The sequence below is a fragment of the Amphritea sp. 1_MG-2023 genome, assembly GCF_030547545.1.
GTDB lineage: Bacteria > Pseudomonadota > Gammaproteobacteria > Pseudomonadales > Balneatricaceae > Amphritea.
Map to the genome: position 1 here is coordinate 29,434 of NZ_JAUOQE010000018.1, position 13,659 is coordinate 43,092.

The following is a 13,659-nucleotide window of genomic DNA, read 5'->3' on the forward strand; positions in this document are numbered from 1 at the left end:
CATTCTCCTAAGGAATCCGATGACAGAGTTTCCGCTACACGGTTTATATGCGATTACCGATAGTACGTTAATGCCCAACACCGACAGCCTATTGTTACAGGTGGAGCAAGCCCTTCGTGGCGGTGCGCACATTATTCAATACCGCGATAAATCCAACGATCAGACGCTGCGCCTGCAACAGGCCATAGCGCTAGTGGATTTATGTCAGCAATATCAGCGCCCGATTCTCATCAATGATGATACGCAACTCGCCAAGGCAAGTGGCGCAGATGGCGTTCATCTCGGTCAAGGCGATGGCAATATCGAGGACGCACGCGCCTATCTAGGGGCAACCGCAATTATTGGCAATACATGCCACAATTCACTGCCCTTGGCACACTCCGCCTATCAACAAGGCGCCGATTATGTCGCCTTTGGTGCGCTCTTCCCTTCAAGCACCAAACCCGATGCCACACTTGCACCTATGAGTCTGATCCGCGAAGCCAAAGCAACACTACCCGTTCCGGTAGTAGCGATTGGCGGCATTAATATGGATAATGCAGATCAGGTAATTTCCGCTGGAGCCGATATGATCGCCGTCATCCACAATCTGTTTGCCAACGATGATATTTGCGCCCAGGCCGGACAGTTTAACGCCCTGTTTAACTGCTCCGCTCACGACACGAATTAAGAGAGCCCAACATGTCCCGTTCAGAATCTTTATTCCAAGCCGCTCAGACCCATATCCCAGGTGGCGTCAATTCACCGGTACGCGCATTTAAAGGTGTGGGTGGCACGCCGATCTTTTTTAAACGCGGTGAAGCGGCTTATATGTTTGATGAAGATGATCAGCGCTACATCGATTATGTGGGTTCTTGGGGGCCGATGATTCTAGGACACTCACACCCAACGGTGATGGATGCCGTGCGCAAAGTGATGGACTCCGGCCTCGGTTTCGGTGCGCCCACCGCCATCGAGATCGAGATGGCCGATAAAGTCTGTGAGATCATGCCCGGCATGGACTTGGTACGGATGGTCAGCTCCGGTACGGAAGCGACCATGAGTGCGATTCGTCTAGCCCGCGGCTATACCGGCCGCGATAAAATCGTCAAATTTGAAGGCTGTTACCACGGTCACTCGGATTCATTATTAGTCAAAGCCGGCTCCGGCATGCTGACCTTGGGTGAGCCAAGTTCTCCCGGTGTGCCCGCCAGCTTGGCAGAACATACCATTACCCTAACCTACAACGATATCGACAATGTCCGTCAAGCGTTTGCCGAGGCGGGCAACGAGATTGCTTGTATTATCGTTGAGCCCGTAGCCGGCAACATGAACTGTATTCCTCCCCTACCGGGTTTCTTGCAAGGTCTGCGAGAAGTCTGTGATGAATATGGCGCGGTGTTGATTATCGATGAAGTAATGACCGGTTTCCGTGTCTCATTAACCGGTGCACAGGGCTACTATGGCGTCACTCCAGATCTCACCACCATGGGTAAAGTGATTGGTGGAGGTCTGCCCGTGGGCGCCTTCGGCGGTAAGCGTGAAATCATGGAGTATATCTCACCACTGGGCCCTGTTTATCAAGCGGGTACGCTGTCCGGTAATCCACTGGCGATGGCCGCGGGCCTAGCGATGCTGAATGCACTTCAGGAAGAAGGCTTTCATGAAAAACTCAGCGCCAAAACAGAACTCCTAACGCAAGGTTTTGAAGCGATGGCGCTCCGTCATGGTGTCCCCTTCACCACCACGCAAGTGGGCGGCATGTTTGGTTTATTCTTTACCGAGCAAGAACAGGTTACTTGCTTCGCCGAAGTCATGAAATGTGATGCCGATAAATTTGGCCGTTTCTTCCATGGCATGCTCGAAGAAGGCATCTACTTAGCCCCTTCTGCCTTTGAAGCGGGCTTTATGTCTCAGGCTCACACCGAAGACGATATCAATGCCACAATCGAAGCAGCTGGCCGCGTGTTTGCCAAACTCGCCGCGGAATAAACGATGCTCATCAGCTTAGTCTACGGCGCATTGTTAATCAGTGCGCTGTTCAGCGCACGTCAGTTGCAACGTCACGCACAAAGCCACAGCGATACCGCCAAAGCGACGCTACAAGCGGCCGCTTTGAGTGCTGGGTTTGTCGCTATTTGGGCGTTATCAGAACTTGTGAATCAGTCTGATCAGTTTGCCGGTACTGATATCGCCACACTGCAAAGACTCTTGAGCAATCTGGCCTACTTTGTTGCGCTGCCATTTTTGGCCACCGCATTATTTATCAGTGCATCTTCGCAACATTGGCAACGGCCGGCATGGGGACGCTGGCTACTCGGTTTATTCGCGCTGTTTGAATTACTCCGCCGCATGGAGCATGGCGAGTTATATACTCAGATCGTTGCCGTTATGATTTCTGTCAGTTTTCTATGGGTGACACTGATCATCAAAGAAAAAGCACTACGACAAGCAAGCCTACTGGCCGGTATTAATATGGCTATCGCACTGCTAGTGACGGGGCCTGGGGCAGTACTAGCGTCACCCTTACCCGATAGTCAGGTGCTCTATCCGCTTTTATTGACAGCAGCCCTACCCCTAACCGGTATCGCTATTCAGCAAACGATTCAGTTTCATCGGTCTAACGTCTGACTGTCATGGCTTATAAGCGCTAACTGATGAGCGCCAACTTAAAAGCGCCTACTAGGCGCTTCCCTGATCCATTCTCATGCTTAATGCCGCCACTAATGCCTCCCTTTATCGCCGCACAACGACAATCGGCAGTATGCCGCCTAAATAACACATCAATTTAGTCGCCAACCCGGTAGCAACAGTGTCGCTAAAGTGCGAATATATCATAAAGGCTCTTCCCTCCTATCTGTCGCGTTGAGTCACAGGGGTAAATAGTTAAAGCGTTTATTATCAGCAATATGGTTTTCTATCAGAGTATCTATTAATCTCTTTGTTAAACTCTCTGTCGCACGTCGATATTTCACTAGCGCAAGGAAAAACTCATTGAATTCAGCTGTTCCAATCGTTATCTGTGATGATTCCCGCTTAGCGCGCAAACAGATCGCCGCTGCCTTGCGAGACTGGAATGTAGATATTACCTTTGCTGAGCATGGCGTAGAAGCCTTAGATGCTATTCGAGCTGGCAAAGCAGATATCCTTTTTCTCGATCTTAATATGCCGATCATGGACGGCTATCAAGTATTAGAGCGTATCCGCCGCGATGACCTACCCACCATGGTGATCGTCATTTCAGGCGATATTCAACCTGAAGCATACAACCGAGTGATGGCACTAGGCGCTTTAGCTTTTATTAAAAAGCCCTGCTCATCTGATGTTATTGCCGAGGTGCTAAATCAATACGGATTACTCCACGAACTGCAACATTCAGCGCCCTCTTTAGCCAACCAAGAGATCCTCGAACTCCCCGATTACTACCAAGAAATCGCCAACATTGCCATGGGTCAGGCGGGTAATCAATTAGCTCGACTGCTGGATACATTTGTTAACCTCCCCATCCCTAGAGTCAGCCTGGTGTCCCCTGCAGAGGTTGAAATGATTTTACTCAGCGCCGCTAGCAGTGACTGCGACTTGGTCAGTCAAGGATTCGTGGGGCCCAATATCGCGGGTGAAGCGTTATTACTCATCAAACAAGGCAATCTCGATACGATTGCTCGACTCATGGATATGCAGGGACAGACAGATCAATTTAACATTGAATTACAAATGACCCTGTCTAATACATTAATAGGGGCCTTTATGTCAGGGTTCTCGAAACAGCTCGATATGACCCTAAGCAGAGCAACCCCGATTATTTTACGTCACTTTACTGAGCTACCTAGGCAAAATACTCAGTGGCAAAAAACGTTAATGATCGCGATTGATTACCAATTAAAGTTACACAACTTCCAGTGCGAACTGCTGGTTATATTTACCGAAGACTCATTGCCGAAACTAAAAGAGATGGCGAGATATTTTTCATGAACGCAACAGCGAATCAAGATATTAATGATATTCACTGGATTTTGGGGCTATTACAAAATTTTGAAGCGGGCCTGATTGTTATCGACCGCGATAATACCATCTGTCTATGGAATGATTTTATGGAAAACCATTCCGGTATTGCCGCCAGTAAAGCCACCAATCAAAAGCTCTTCAGCCTGTTTCCAGAACTACCGGAACATTGGTTAACGAAAAAGATGCAGGGTGTCTTGCTGCTCAATAATACCGCCTATATCTCTTGGGAACAAAAACCCTATCTGTTTCAGTTTAAAAGCCACCGCCCCATCACGGGTAGTGCGCCTTATATGTATCAGAATGTCACCTTGATTCCATTGAGTTCACCGACAGGTCAAGTTGATCATATTGGCATGTTAATTTACGACGTTACCGATAATGCCGTGGCACAACAAGCGTTGCAGGCCGCCAATAAACGCTTGCAATCGTTAAGCCGTGTGGATGGATTAACGGGGCTGTACAATCGCGCCTATTGGCAAGAGTGTCTTAAAAAAGAGTTTGCTCGCTTTGGACGACTGCAAGCAGCTTCTTCTCTGATTATTCTGGATATCGATCATTTCAAGCGAGTCAACGATACTTATGGCCATCAAGCCGGTGATATTGTTATTCAGACGATTGCCAATATTTTGCAACAACAGGCGCGAAAAACAGATTTTGTCGGCCGTTATGGTGGTGAAGAATACGGCGCGATTCTGGTAGGAACCCATGGTGCAAATGCGATGATTTTTGCTGAACGGTTACGTTCGGCCGTCGAAGCAAGCGTCATCGACTATGGCGATCACCAACTATCGGTCACCATCAGCATCGGCCTATCTGAAATTAGGCTCGATCAAAGTACTGAAACACAGTGGCTAGAAGAAGCCGATCAAGCACTCTATAAATCGAAACAGAATGGTCGTAATCAAGTGACACTGTTCCAGCGCGATCAATAACACTCTGATGATAGACAGCCTGATCAGAGAAATAGATAGACATGCTCATTAGATCTCTATAGAGTGTCTTTCAGCTAGAAAGAATACTCATATTTACATCCTACATTTCGTTGTTTTATTCGTAACACCACGTCCTGCAGTTTTTAAGTCTCAGTCTATATTTTCATGCCATTCAGCCTTTTTAAGGCACTTTTTATATAAATTTCAGGATATTATTATGTCTAATACAACAACCGGTACAGTTAAGTGGTTTAACGAAACTAAAGGTTTTGGTTTCATCGAACAAGCATCTGGCCCAGATGTTTTTGCTCACTTCAGCGCTATTGTAAGCGATGGCTTTAAAACATTGGCTGAAGGCCAGCAAGTAGAGTTTACTGTCACTAGCGGCCCTAAAGGCCCGCAAGCTGAGAACATTGTTGCTATCTAATCGATAACAACCCTTAAAAAAGGGCAAGCCTCGCTGAGGCTTGCCCTTTTTTATGTGCTCGCTAATGTAAAATTTAACCCTCAATGGCCAAATTCACGTAACCCCTGCAAGTCATAAACCATCACATCGGCCCCTTTCACATCAATCAGCCCTTGTGTCTTCATCTCCTTCATCAACCGAGAAAACGTTTCCGGCTGCATACCCAACTGCGATGCGATCAACTGCTTAGCCATCGGCAACTGCAATTGACACTTTGATGCGGCAGGATTATGTGCCAAACCAAACAAGTAGTTACCTAACCGGTGTCGCGTATTCTGTAATGTCAGGGTTTCGATCTCGGTGATACGCCGATGCAATTTCACGGCCATACTACCCATCACCTTTAACGCACTCTGCGGAGCGGCTAGCAGCATCTCTTTATAGAGCTTATTGGGGATCACCATTATCTCACTCACCCCCATCGCCACCGCATTCAGGGGATAACAAACCTGATCCATAAACATCAGCGCCTCAGCAAAAGCGCCGTCAGGCTTAATCACCTCAATCACCTTGGCCTGACCATCCGGCGACACGCGAAATAGATTCACGCCCCCAGTCAGCACGATATAAAAGCGGGTTGCGACATCGCCCTGATGAAACAGCACCTCATCATTGCTGAGCTTGATCACATGACACTGCTGATAAAGCACGTCACGTGCATTTTCCGGTAGCGCTGAAAACAAAAAGTGCTCACGCAATGCCACTTGTAATCTAGATTCTGACATTCACTCTTCGCCTCTCAAATAACGCTGACCTACTCATCACTCACCGCCCCCCTGCACGCAGGCTTTCATTGGCTGATACCGAATCATAGACGATCTCTCTAATCGACTTAAAAATCGAGACCACCGTTATAGCGGCTATCGATCAGTAGCCAAAAAGGCTACCTCAATCGCTAACGCTGCATCAGCCGTTGCGGCGGTAGTTGCGTCAAGTTACATGAAATCAATAGCTACGCGCTTTCGCCCGTGCGTCTGCGGCGCCGCTATGATCGCCACCTTCACTGCGAATATCAGCAATCAGTATCCAAAACTTGCGTTCCCTCGATGATTGTCCGCGGGCCAGTGTGAGCCCTTTGAGCGCCAACTGCTCGGCCTGAAGGTATTGCCCCTGCTGTCGTCGAAGATCGGCTAATTGAAAGTACACTTGCGGATCGCGTGGCGCTATTCGTTGCGCTCGCTCTAGACTGCTCTGCGCGGTACGATACTGCCCCTGCGCTTGCTGCTGCTTGGCGCCGTCGAGTAACGCCAGCACGGCGGGATTGCTCGGTGATACGTCAGTTCGGTTCGCGGGGGCTATTGGAGTGCTTTCCCGTGGCGCAACAGCGGCCGCTTCAACCGGACGGCTGATCACCGTAAAGCCCTGACGCGTATCCACTGGGGTGGCTATCGCCGTCTGTTCGCCGGTCTGCTGATTAACCACCACGTCTTTTCCGGCGGCGGATCGATCTTCAACAATCGGGTTAATATTGGCATTACCGCTAATGCAGCCCGTCAATAACGAGGTCAAAAGCAGCCCAAGGCCAGTCAATATAACTTTTTTCATTTGTTTATTCCGATCTAAACCAACGCTTAAAAATATCCAGCGGGTTATTTATAACAGTGTCACCACACCCAGAAGACTGTTGCGGCTCGGTACCTTCAATAAACGGTAACTGACGCGCGCCCTCGCAACCTTCACCGGACATCAAACCGGTGGCATCTTCGACCCAATGATACTGGATATTCTCCGGTCTTTCTGCCACAAATGGCTGTGGATGAGCCTGCGCCATAAAGTCAGTCCAGACGCGCAGCGCGCCACTGCTACCCGTTAACGGTAAGGGTTTATTATTATCCAACCCTAGCCAGACCACCGCCAAACGATCGCCAGCAAACCCCGCAAACCAGCTATCTCGCTGATCATTGGTGGTGCCGGTTTTGCCCGCTACGGTCAAACTTCGCGGTAAACGGCGATAGACAGAACGCGCCGTTCCCTCACTCACAACCTCTTGTAAGGCATACTGAATCAGATGTACGGGCGCCGCATCCACCGTTTGTAAAATATTGAACGGGTAACGAGATAGTTCTTCGTTATGACTATCTGTGACCATGCGAATCGCTCGCATGGGTACCTGAAAACCGTTACCGGCAATAGTCTGATAAAGCTGAGCCACCTCCAATGGCGATAATGCCGTAGAGCCCAATAACATCGATGGATACTCACGTATCTCCCGTTGTAAACCGAGCCGCTGCAACATATCCACCACTTTATCGGTACCCACTTCTAGCCCTAAACGCGCGGTTGATTGATTATACGAATGCGATAGAGCACGGTGCAGCGGTACTGGACCATGACTCGTGCGGCCATAGTTCTGTGGTCGCCACACATCACCATTCGCCAATTTCACTTCGATCGGCTCATCATCGATGATCGATGCAAGGGTATAACCCTGCTCCAGCGCCGCGAGGTATACCGCTGGCTTTATCAAGGAGCCAATGGGCCGCTGCGCATCCAATGCCCGATTAAACCCCTGATAGCGCGTATTACGGCCGCCAATCACCGCCAGCACTTCGCCACTCAGCGGATTACTCACCACCATACCGCCTTCTAACGCCTTAACGGATGCACCATAACGTTTGTGCAGATTAGCCGTCACCTCAACCAAACTATTTTCAGCCCTTATCTGAGCAATCGGGTCCAATGCGGTAAATACCCGCAGTCCTTCGCTGTTGAGCGCCTCTTCAGGATACTCTTGCCGTAATTGCCGTTTGACTAAATCGAGATAAGCTGGATAAGCGCCTTTCTGTAAACTCTGCTGCTTGACCACGCTCAGCGGCTGCTGCTCAGCCTTAGTTCGCTCTGCGGCGGAAATACTGCCTTGTTGTTGCAGCATCTTCAGCACCAGGTTACGACGCTCCATGGCTCGCTGAGGATGCCGACGCGGGTCGTAAAAGGAGGGGCCTTTTACCATGGCCGCCATTAATGCCACCTGATGCAGCTTTAATTCACCAATCGGTTGCGCAAACAGATACTGACTGGCCAGACCAAAGCCATGTATCGCTCTCGATCCCTCCTGCCCCAAATACACTTCATTCAGATAGGCTTGTAGAATTTCATCCTTGCTGTAATGTAAATCCAACAGCATCGCCATTGGAATTTCTGCCAACTTACGGCTCAAGGAACGCTCGGCGCTAAGGTAAAAGTTTTTAATCAGTTGTTGCGTTAGGGTGCTGCCTCCCTGCACAAAACGACCGGCTTTGATATTCGCCAGCATCGCTCGAGCGATACCTCGCAAAGAGATACCATGATGGTGATAGTAGTTACGGTCTTCTATGGCGATCAGCGCATCCACGAGGTGAGGTGGCGCTTGCGCTAACTGAATCAGGTCACGGTCTTCATTATCTTTCGGATAAATACCGCCAATCAGCATCGGTTCCAAGCGCACCAACGGTAACTGCCGACCAGCGGTATCGCGTATACGGCTGACACCCGCGCCATTAAAATCAATCAGTAACGACTGTGCACGTTCGGGACCATCAGGGAAATTAAAGCCTCGGGTAAAAACACGGACACGCGTAGACGCCCACTCGGCACTACCCGGCTGAGTAGCACGGGAAGTGAACTGATAACCTAGCCCTTGCAGTTCTATTTTCAGATCATCGCGACTCAGCGGCTGCCCTGGAAACAGTTCCAATGGGCGGGCATACACTTTCGCCGGCAATGCCCAGCGTTTACCTTCAAATTTAGCCCGCACCTGCGCATCAAGGTACACCAACCCTGCGGCAGCAATCACCATCATGACGAGCGTCAATTTCAGTATCAATTTCAACAGACGCCGCTTCCAAGATGGTTTTTTAGGCGTCGTTTTACGACTCTTTTGTGTACGAGATGCTGCTGCCACTCTCTTTTTTGCCATGAGCTACGTATAATCCTCTGTGAAATCCGGCAACTACTTACTAAATTGCATACCTATTCTATGACTCAAGCACTGATCACTGCCCTATCAGATCCTAGCCATTATCCTCATCCGACTGATGCCATTCGGGTGATTGAGACGCATATCTCGTGGGTAATTCTAACGGGAGAGATCGCCTATAAAATCAAAAAGCCGGTTAATTTTGGTTTCCTTGATTTTACTAGTTTAGAGAGTCGTAAACACTACTGTCATGAAGAGCTACGACTCAATCAGCGCTTGGCACCGGATATTTATCAGCAGGTCATCGCCATTTGCGGCACGCCCGCCAACCCTACATTAATGAGCACGCAATTAACCCCGCCTGAATCGACAGACACGGTTAACATCGATGGTTTGCCTAACGCGAGCGAAGCGGAGATTCCCTTCGAGTATGCGGTTCAAATGCGTCAGTTTGATGATTCCCTGCGACTCGACCGACTGCTATTGAATAATACCCTACAGCCTGCTCATATTGATGAATTGAGTCAACAAATTGCTGACTTTCACCTGCGCGTCCCCCACGCCAGTACCGATGGTCCGTGGGGCGAACCGGATACCATCTGGCAAGTTGTCAGTGATAACTTCAGCCATACCAGCGAACACTTAGACACACTGGATGACTGGATGGAACTTCAACAGTTGGCGTATCAAGTCAGTCAACAGTTTCGCAGTCTGGCGTCAAAAATAGAGCAGCGTAAGCGGGAAGGCAATATCCGCGAATGTCATGGCGACTTGCATCTAGCCAACACCACCTTACTCGATGGTCAGGTAAGATTGTTTGACTGTATTGAATTTAATCTTGAGTTTCGTTGGATCGATACCATCTGCGATCTCGCCTTCCTGTTAATGGATTTAGAAGCCAATCAACAACATGCCTTATCCCATCGCTGCCTCAACCGCTATTTAGAGATCACCGGCGATTATGATGGCACTCAATTACTGAACTTCTACAAAGGCTATCGAGCCATGGTGCGAGCTAAAGTCGCGATGATCGGTGCAGCACGCAATCTGACCGAGTATCGACGCTACACTAAGCTCGCCTTAAGCTATGCGAACAAACCCTCGCCAGTACTATTTTTGATGCATGGCGTATCCGGTAGCGGCAAAAGCTATCTCAGCCAGCAGCTACTGGAACACAGTTCAGCCATTCGCATCCGCTCGGATGTAGAACGCAAACGCTTACACCGCGAACTCAGCTTAAAAGGCGATAATCTCGAGCTATATGGCAATGAGATGAATGTACATACTTACAATCATCTCAAAGCGCTCACTCGAAAGCTGCTCAACGCCGGTGAAACCGTGATCGTCGATGCCACGTTTATTCGCGAACGCACGCGCAAAAATTATCTAAAAATGGCGACTAAACTGGGGGTTGAAATACGTATTATCGCCTGTCATTGCAATCAAACAGTCATGGAAAAACGCTTAATCAGTCGTCAACAAATAGGCAGTGATCCTTCCGATGCCGATGTCAGCATTATGCGTCAACAACAAGAAAGCCAACAGCCGCTAAAAGCTGAAGAACTCGCTTACAGTTACCGAGTAGATACCCTCGGTGATAATGCTATTGCAGACCTCTGTCAGCAGATTGATCAAGATCCACTGATTCATCTCCCCCTGACGCCCTAAGTCATCCGGTCCCATCACCTCTCAAGGCGTTAGGGGCCGCTGACAAACACCGGCCAGGGATCGCTAACCACCTGAGTCACCGCTGCGCCATAGAGCTGACTGAGTTTCGCTGCCGTCATCACCGTCGCAACCGCGCCCACCTCAATCACTTCACCCTGTTGCAATAAAACCACTTGATCGGCCACTTGCGCTGCCAGATTGAGATCGTGCAAGACACAACAGACAGCGACACCGCTATCGGCCACCGCGCGAATATGCTGCAACAGTAACTGCTGATATTTGAGATCCATTTCACTCACGGGTTCATCCAGCAATAAAACCTGACATTCCGCGCCCACCTGTGCCAACACACGGGCAACTTGTACGCGCTGCTGCTCGCCACCCGACAGCGAGGTATAGTCTCGCTGAGCCAATGCTTGCAGTTCAAACTGAGCCAAGCACGCGGCGACACGGCTAGCCAGCAAGTCAGGCGAGAGCATTAATGGATAACAGCCTAATGCCACGACTTCTGCTACTCGAAACGGAAAGTTCAAGGGCTGCTGTTGTGTATACATCGCCAAAAAGCGGGCACGCAACGGTGGATCAATCTCACTGATGGACTGCTGCTTAAGATGGACACAGCCACTATCGGGTGACTGCAATCCCGCTAACAAGCCTAACAGGGTCGACTTGCCGGCCCCATTCGGCCCTAACAACACGGTAATTTCGCCGGCAGGTAACGTCAGGCTGATATCAGTAAGTAAGTGATTACTATTACGCGTCAAACAGACTTCTGACAGCTTCAACATACACGTAACTCCCGTTGACGGCGGGTTAACAACAAGAGAAAAAATGGCCCACCCACCAGCGCCGTCACAATGCCTACCGGTAGTTCAGCCGGCGACACCAAGATACGTGAGATAATATCTGCAAAAGTGAGTAACGCCGCACCGAGCAATGCCGATAACGGCAGCAGACGACGATTATCCGGCCCGATCATCAACCGCACCAAATGCGGCACGATCAAACCAATAAAGCCGATGATGCCCGTCAGAGCGACGACCGCCCCCACACCCAAGGCAATCAATAAAATCATAACCCGTTTACAACGCATAACGTCTAGCCCCAACAGACTCGCCTGCTGTTCACCCAAGAGCAGCAGATTGAGCTTTTGACCATAGCGCGGTAACAACCACAACACCGGTACCACGGCCATCAATAGCACCAACAAATCCTGCCAGCGGCTATGATTCAAACTGCCCAACATCCAAAAGCTCAACTGTCGCAGTTGCTGATCTGCCGCCATATATTTCAAACCACCGAGTCCCGCTAAAGCAATCGCATTAATGGCGATACCACACAGCAGCATATTGGTCACCGACACGCCCTGCATTGTCAGCGATAATCGCGCTACTAACAGAGTGGTGAGTACGCCTCCGCCAAACGCCGCCAGCGGTAACATCAATCCCCCTAGCCAATAAACCGAACTACCGAGTAACACCATCATGATGCCCGCACTGAGCGCTGCACCGGCAGAGATACCGATCAAGCCAGGGTCGGCCAATGGATTACGAAACAGGGACTGAGCCGCTGCGCCGGTAATAGCGAGTACGCCTCCAGCTAACAGCGTCAATAACAACCGTGGCAGTCGTAACTGCCAGAACACCTGACTGGCAACAGAATCATCGAATATCGTGGTCAGATCTAAGCTCGTCGGACCGATTAATAACGATAGCAGTATCATCAGCGGTAACAGACAGCCGATACCCCAGACAGCTTTACGATGGCTCATCAATGTTTCTCCAATACAAAGTCAATCGGCACTCGCACATAAGACGCAACCGCAATACCGTTTTGCCTCGCAGGCACAAATTGCCAATCCTGCACGGCCTTTTGCGCCGCTCGGTCGAGCAGTTCAGATCCCGAACTTTGCGCCACCTGTAACGCCTCAACCGCACCATGACGATTAATCGTCACCTGCAACATGACGCGCCCTTCAATCCCTCGCTTGCGAGCGAGTCGTGGATATTGCGGTGGAGACGGCGGCGTCATAAAGCTTGGCTGCGCATGATATATCGGCGCACCCTGCGCGACGCTAGCCGTAGACGAAGGCGCTGAGCTGACCAGCGACCCTGAGGCAGTGGATGTCGGCTTGAGTGTATCAAGCACGGCTGTAGATGCCGCTGATGCGGAAGAGGCCTGCAACGCAGCGGTATTGATAGTGTTATATCGAGTCGGCAACGGTGCTGCGACGATCTCTGGCGCTTCTATTGCTGCTTCTGTTGCCGCTGTCGCTGTGTGATTAAGTGGCTTTGACGCTGTGATCGGTTGGCTGATCGGCTGATTGATCGGCTTTGCAGCCGATGTCGAGTGATCGGCGGGTTTATCGAGAATCGCCTTAGACGTTGATGGCGTCACCTGATGCTCAGAGGTAGTTTTAAGCCGTTCATCACTGTCGCGAAGAGGCTTGTTTCGGGCATCGGCCGATTTTTCATCCGCAACAACAGCACTCGCCTCACCGACAGTCGATGCTGACACGGTCAGGTTAATCGCCAAGACATCAGCCCCGCCGATATTGGCGGCGTGCCAAGACATCCACCAGCCACCTATCAGGGCTAAATGAACAACGCCGGACAAGCCAATGCTCATGACAAAGAAACGCCACTTCAGTAGAGCGGCCAGCAGGCTGTTCACAGATTTAAGTCACTTTAATTATAGGCTTTAGTTATAGGCTA

The 13,659-nt window shown here is 50.1% G+C and carries 13 protein-coding genes; 7 read left to right on the forward strand and 6 right to left on the reverse strand.

Features of this window, described 5'->3' with window-relative positions; genetic code table 11:
* Nucleotides 1-19 precede the first annotated feature (19 nt).
* The 6 genes from thiE (at nt 20) to Q4488_RS10930 (ending at nt 5,343) form a co-directional block, all read left to right on the forward strand.
* Nucleotides 20-670 carry a thiamine phosphate synthase gene (gene thiE / locus Q4488_RS10905; protein WP_303580502.1) on the forward strand — a complete coding sequence of 217 codons (651 nt, stop codon included), beginning with the start codon at nt 20-22 and terminating at the stop codon, nt 668-670.
* An 11-nt stretch (nt 671-681) separates the two neighbouring features.
* A complete protein-coding gene (gene hemL / locus Q4488_RS10910; protein ID WP_303580503.1) occupies nt 682-1,971 on the forward strand; it encodes a glutamate-1-semialdehyde 2,1-aminomutase in 1,290 nt (429 codons plus the stop codon).
* Between the two features lie 3 nt (nt 1,972-1,974).
* Nucleotides 1,975-2,610, forward strand: a complete 636-nt coding sequence (locus tag Q4488_RS10915) for a hypothetical protein (protein WP_303580504.1) — start codon at nt 1,975-1,977, stop codon at nt 2,608-2,610.
* A 363-nt stretch (nt 2,611-2,973) separates the two neighbouring features.
* A complete protein-coding gene (locus tag Q4488_RS10920; RefSeq protein ID WP_303580505.1) occupies nt 2,974-3,951 on the forward strand; it encodes a response regulator in 978 nt (325 codons plus the stop codon).
* On the forward strand, nt 3,948-4,916 hold the full coding sequence (locus tag Q4488_RS10925; protein ID WP_303580506.1) for a diguanylate cyclase: 969 nt from the start codon (nt 3,948-3,950) through the stop codon (nt 4,914-4,916). Before Q4488_RS10920 ends, Q4488_RS10925 begins: the two co-directional genes overlap by 4 nt.
* A 217-nt stretch (nt 4,917-5,133) precedes the next feature.
* Nucleotides 5,134-5,343 carry a cold-shock protein gene (locus tag Q4488_RS10930; RefSeq protein WP_303580507.1) on the forward strand — a complete coding sequence of 70 codons (210 nt, stop codon included), beginning with the start codon at nt 5,134-5,136 and terminating at the stop codon, nt 5,341-5,343.
* Nucleotides 5,344-5,423: 80 nt separating this feature from the next.
* Here the strand turns inward: Q4488_RS10930 and Q4488_RS10935 are convergent, their stop codons facing one another.
* The 3 genes from Q4488_RS10935 to mrcB form a co-directional block, all read right to left on the reverse strand.
* The gene (locus tag Q4488_RS10935) at nt 5,424-6,107 is read right to left on the reverse strand and encodes a Crp/Fnr family transcriptional regulator (RefSeq protein ID WP_303580508.1); all 684 of its coding nucleotides are present in this window, start codon (nt 6,105-6,107) and stop codon (nt 5,424-5,426) included.
* Nucleotides 6,108-6,327: 220 nt separating this feature from the next.
* Nucleotides 6,328-6,927 (reverse strand): tetratricopeptide repeat protein, encoded by a 600-nt coding sequence (locus tag Q4488_RS10940; RefSeq protein ID WP_303580509.1) that lies wholly within the window; start codon nt 6,925-6,927, stop codon nt 6,328-6,330.
* Between the two features lie 4 nt (nt 6,928-6,931).
* Nucleotides 6,932-9,277, reverse strand: coding sequence for a penicillin-binding protein 1B (gene mrcB / locus Q4488_RS10945; RefSeq protein WP_303580510.1), 2,346 nt, complete (start codon nt 9,275-9,277; stop codon nt 6,932-6,934).
* Nucleotides 9,278-9,337: 60 nt separating this feature from the next.
* On the opposite strand from mrcB, the gene Q4488_RS10950 reads away from it, so the two are divergent.
* The gene (locus Q4488_RS10950; RefSeq protein ID WP_303580511.1) at nt 9,338-10,945 is read left to right on the forward strand and encodes a bifunctional aminoglycoside phosphotransferase/ATP-binding protein; all 1,608 of its coding nucleotides are present in this window, start codon (nt 9,338-9,340) and stop codon (nt 10,943-10,945) included.
* A 29-nt stretch (nt 10,946-10,974) separates the two neighbouring features.
* Here the strand turns inward: Q4488_RS10950 and Q4488_RS10955 are convergent, their stop codons facing one another.
* Genes Q4488_RS10955 through Q4488_RS10965 form a run of 3 tightly spaced genes read right to left on the reverse strand, consistent with a single transcriptional unit; the run spans nt 10,975 to nt 13,618 of the window.
* Nucleotides 10,975-11,733, reverse strand: coding sequence for a heme ABC transporter ATP-binding protein (locus tag Q4488_RS10955; protein ID WP_303580512.1), 759 nt, complete (start codon nt 11,731-11,733; stop codon nt 10,975-10,977).
* On the reverse strand, nt 11,727-12,716 hold the full coding sequence (locus Q4488_RS10960; RefSeq protein WP_303580513.1) for an iron ABC transporter permease: 990 nt from the start codon (nt 12,714-12,716) through the stop codon (nt 11,727-11,729). Before Q4488_RS10960 ends, Q4488_RS10955 begins: the two co-directional genes overlap by 7 nt.
* Entirely contained in the window at nt 12,716-13,618 is a 903-nt protein-coding gene (locus Q4488_RS10965; RefSeq protein ID WP_303580514.1) for an energy transducer TonB, read from the reverse strand. Before Q4488_RS10965 ends, Q4488_RS10960 begins: the two co-directional genes overlap by 1 nt.
* Nucleotides 13,619-13,659: the final 41 nt, after the last annotated feature.

Excerpts from the sequence above, each read along its gene's own strand:
- thiE (WP_303580502.1), top strand. The coding sequence starts at position 20 with ATGACAGAGTTTCCGCTACACGGTTTATATGCGATTACCGATAGTACG.
- hemL (WP_303580503.1), top strand. The coding sequence starts at position 682 with ATGTCCCGTTCAGAATCTTTATTCCAAGCCGCTCAGACCCATATCCCA.
- Q4488_RS10915 (WP_303580504.1), top strand. The coding sequence starts at position 1,975 with ATGCTCATCAGCTTAGTCTACGGCGCATTGTTAATCAGTGCGCTGTTC.
- Q4488_RS10925 (WP_303580506.1), top strand. The coding sequence starts at position 3,948 with ATGAACGCAACAGCGAATCAAGATATTAATGATATTCACTGGATTTTG.
- Q4488_RS10930 (WP_303580507.1), top strand. The coding sequence starts at position 5,134 with ATGTCTAATACAACAACCGGTACAGTTAAGTGGTTTAACGAAACTAAA.
- Q4488_RS10935 (WP_303580508.1), bottom strand. The coding sequence starts at position 6,107 with ATGTCAGAATCTAGATTACAAGTGGCATTGCGTGAGCACTTTTTGTTT.
- Q4488_RS10940 (WP_303580509.1), bottom strand. The coding sequence starts at position 6,927 with ATGAAAAAAGTTATATTGACTGGCCTTGGGCTGCTTTTGACCTCGTTA.
- mrcB (WP_303580510.1), bottom strand. The coding sequence starts at position 9,277 with ATGGCAAAAAAGAGAGTGGCAGCAGCATCTCGTACACAAAAGAGTCGT.
- Q4488_RS10950 (WP_303580511.1), top strand. The coding sequence starts at position 9,338 with ATGACTCAAGCACTGATCACTGCCCTATCAGATCCTAGCCATTATCCT.
- Q4488_RS10955 (WP_303580512.1), bottom strand. The coding sequence starts at position 11,733 with ATGTTGAAGCTGTCAGAAGTCTGTTTGACGCGTAATAGTAATCACTTA.
- Q4488_RS10960 (WP_303580513.1), bottom strand. The coding sequence starts at position 12,716 with ATGAGCCATCGTAAAGCTGTCTGGGGTATCGGCTGTCTGTTACCGCTG.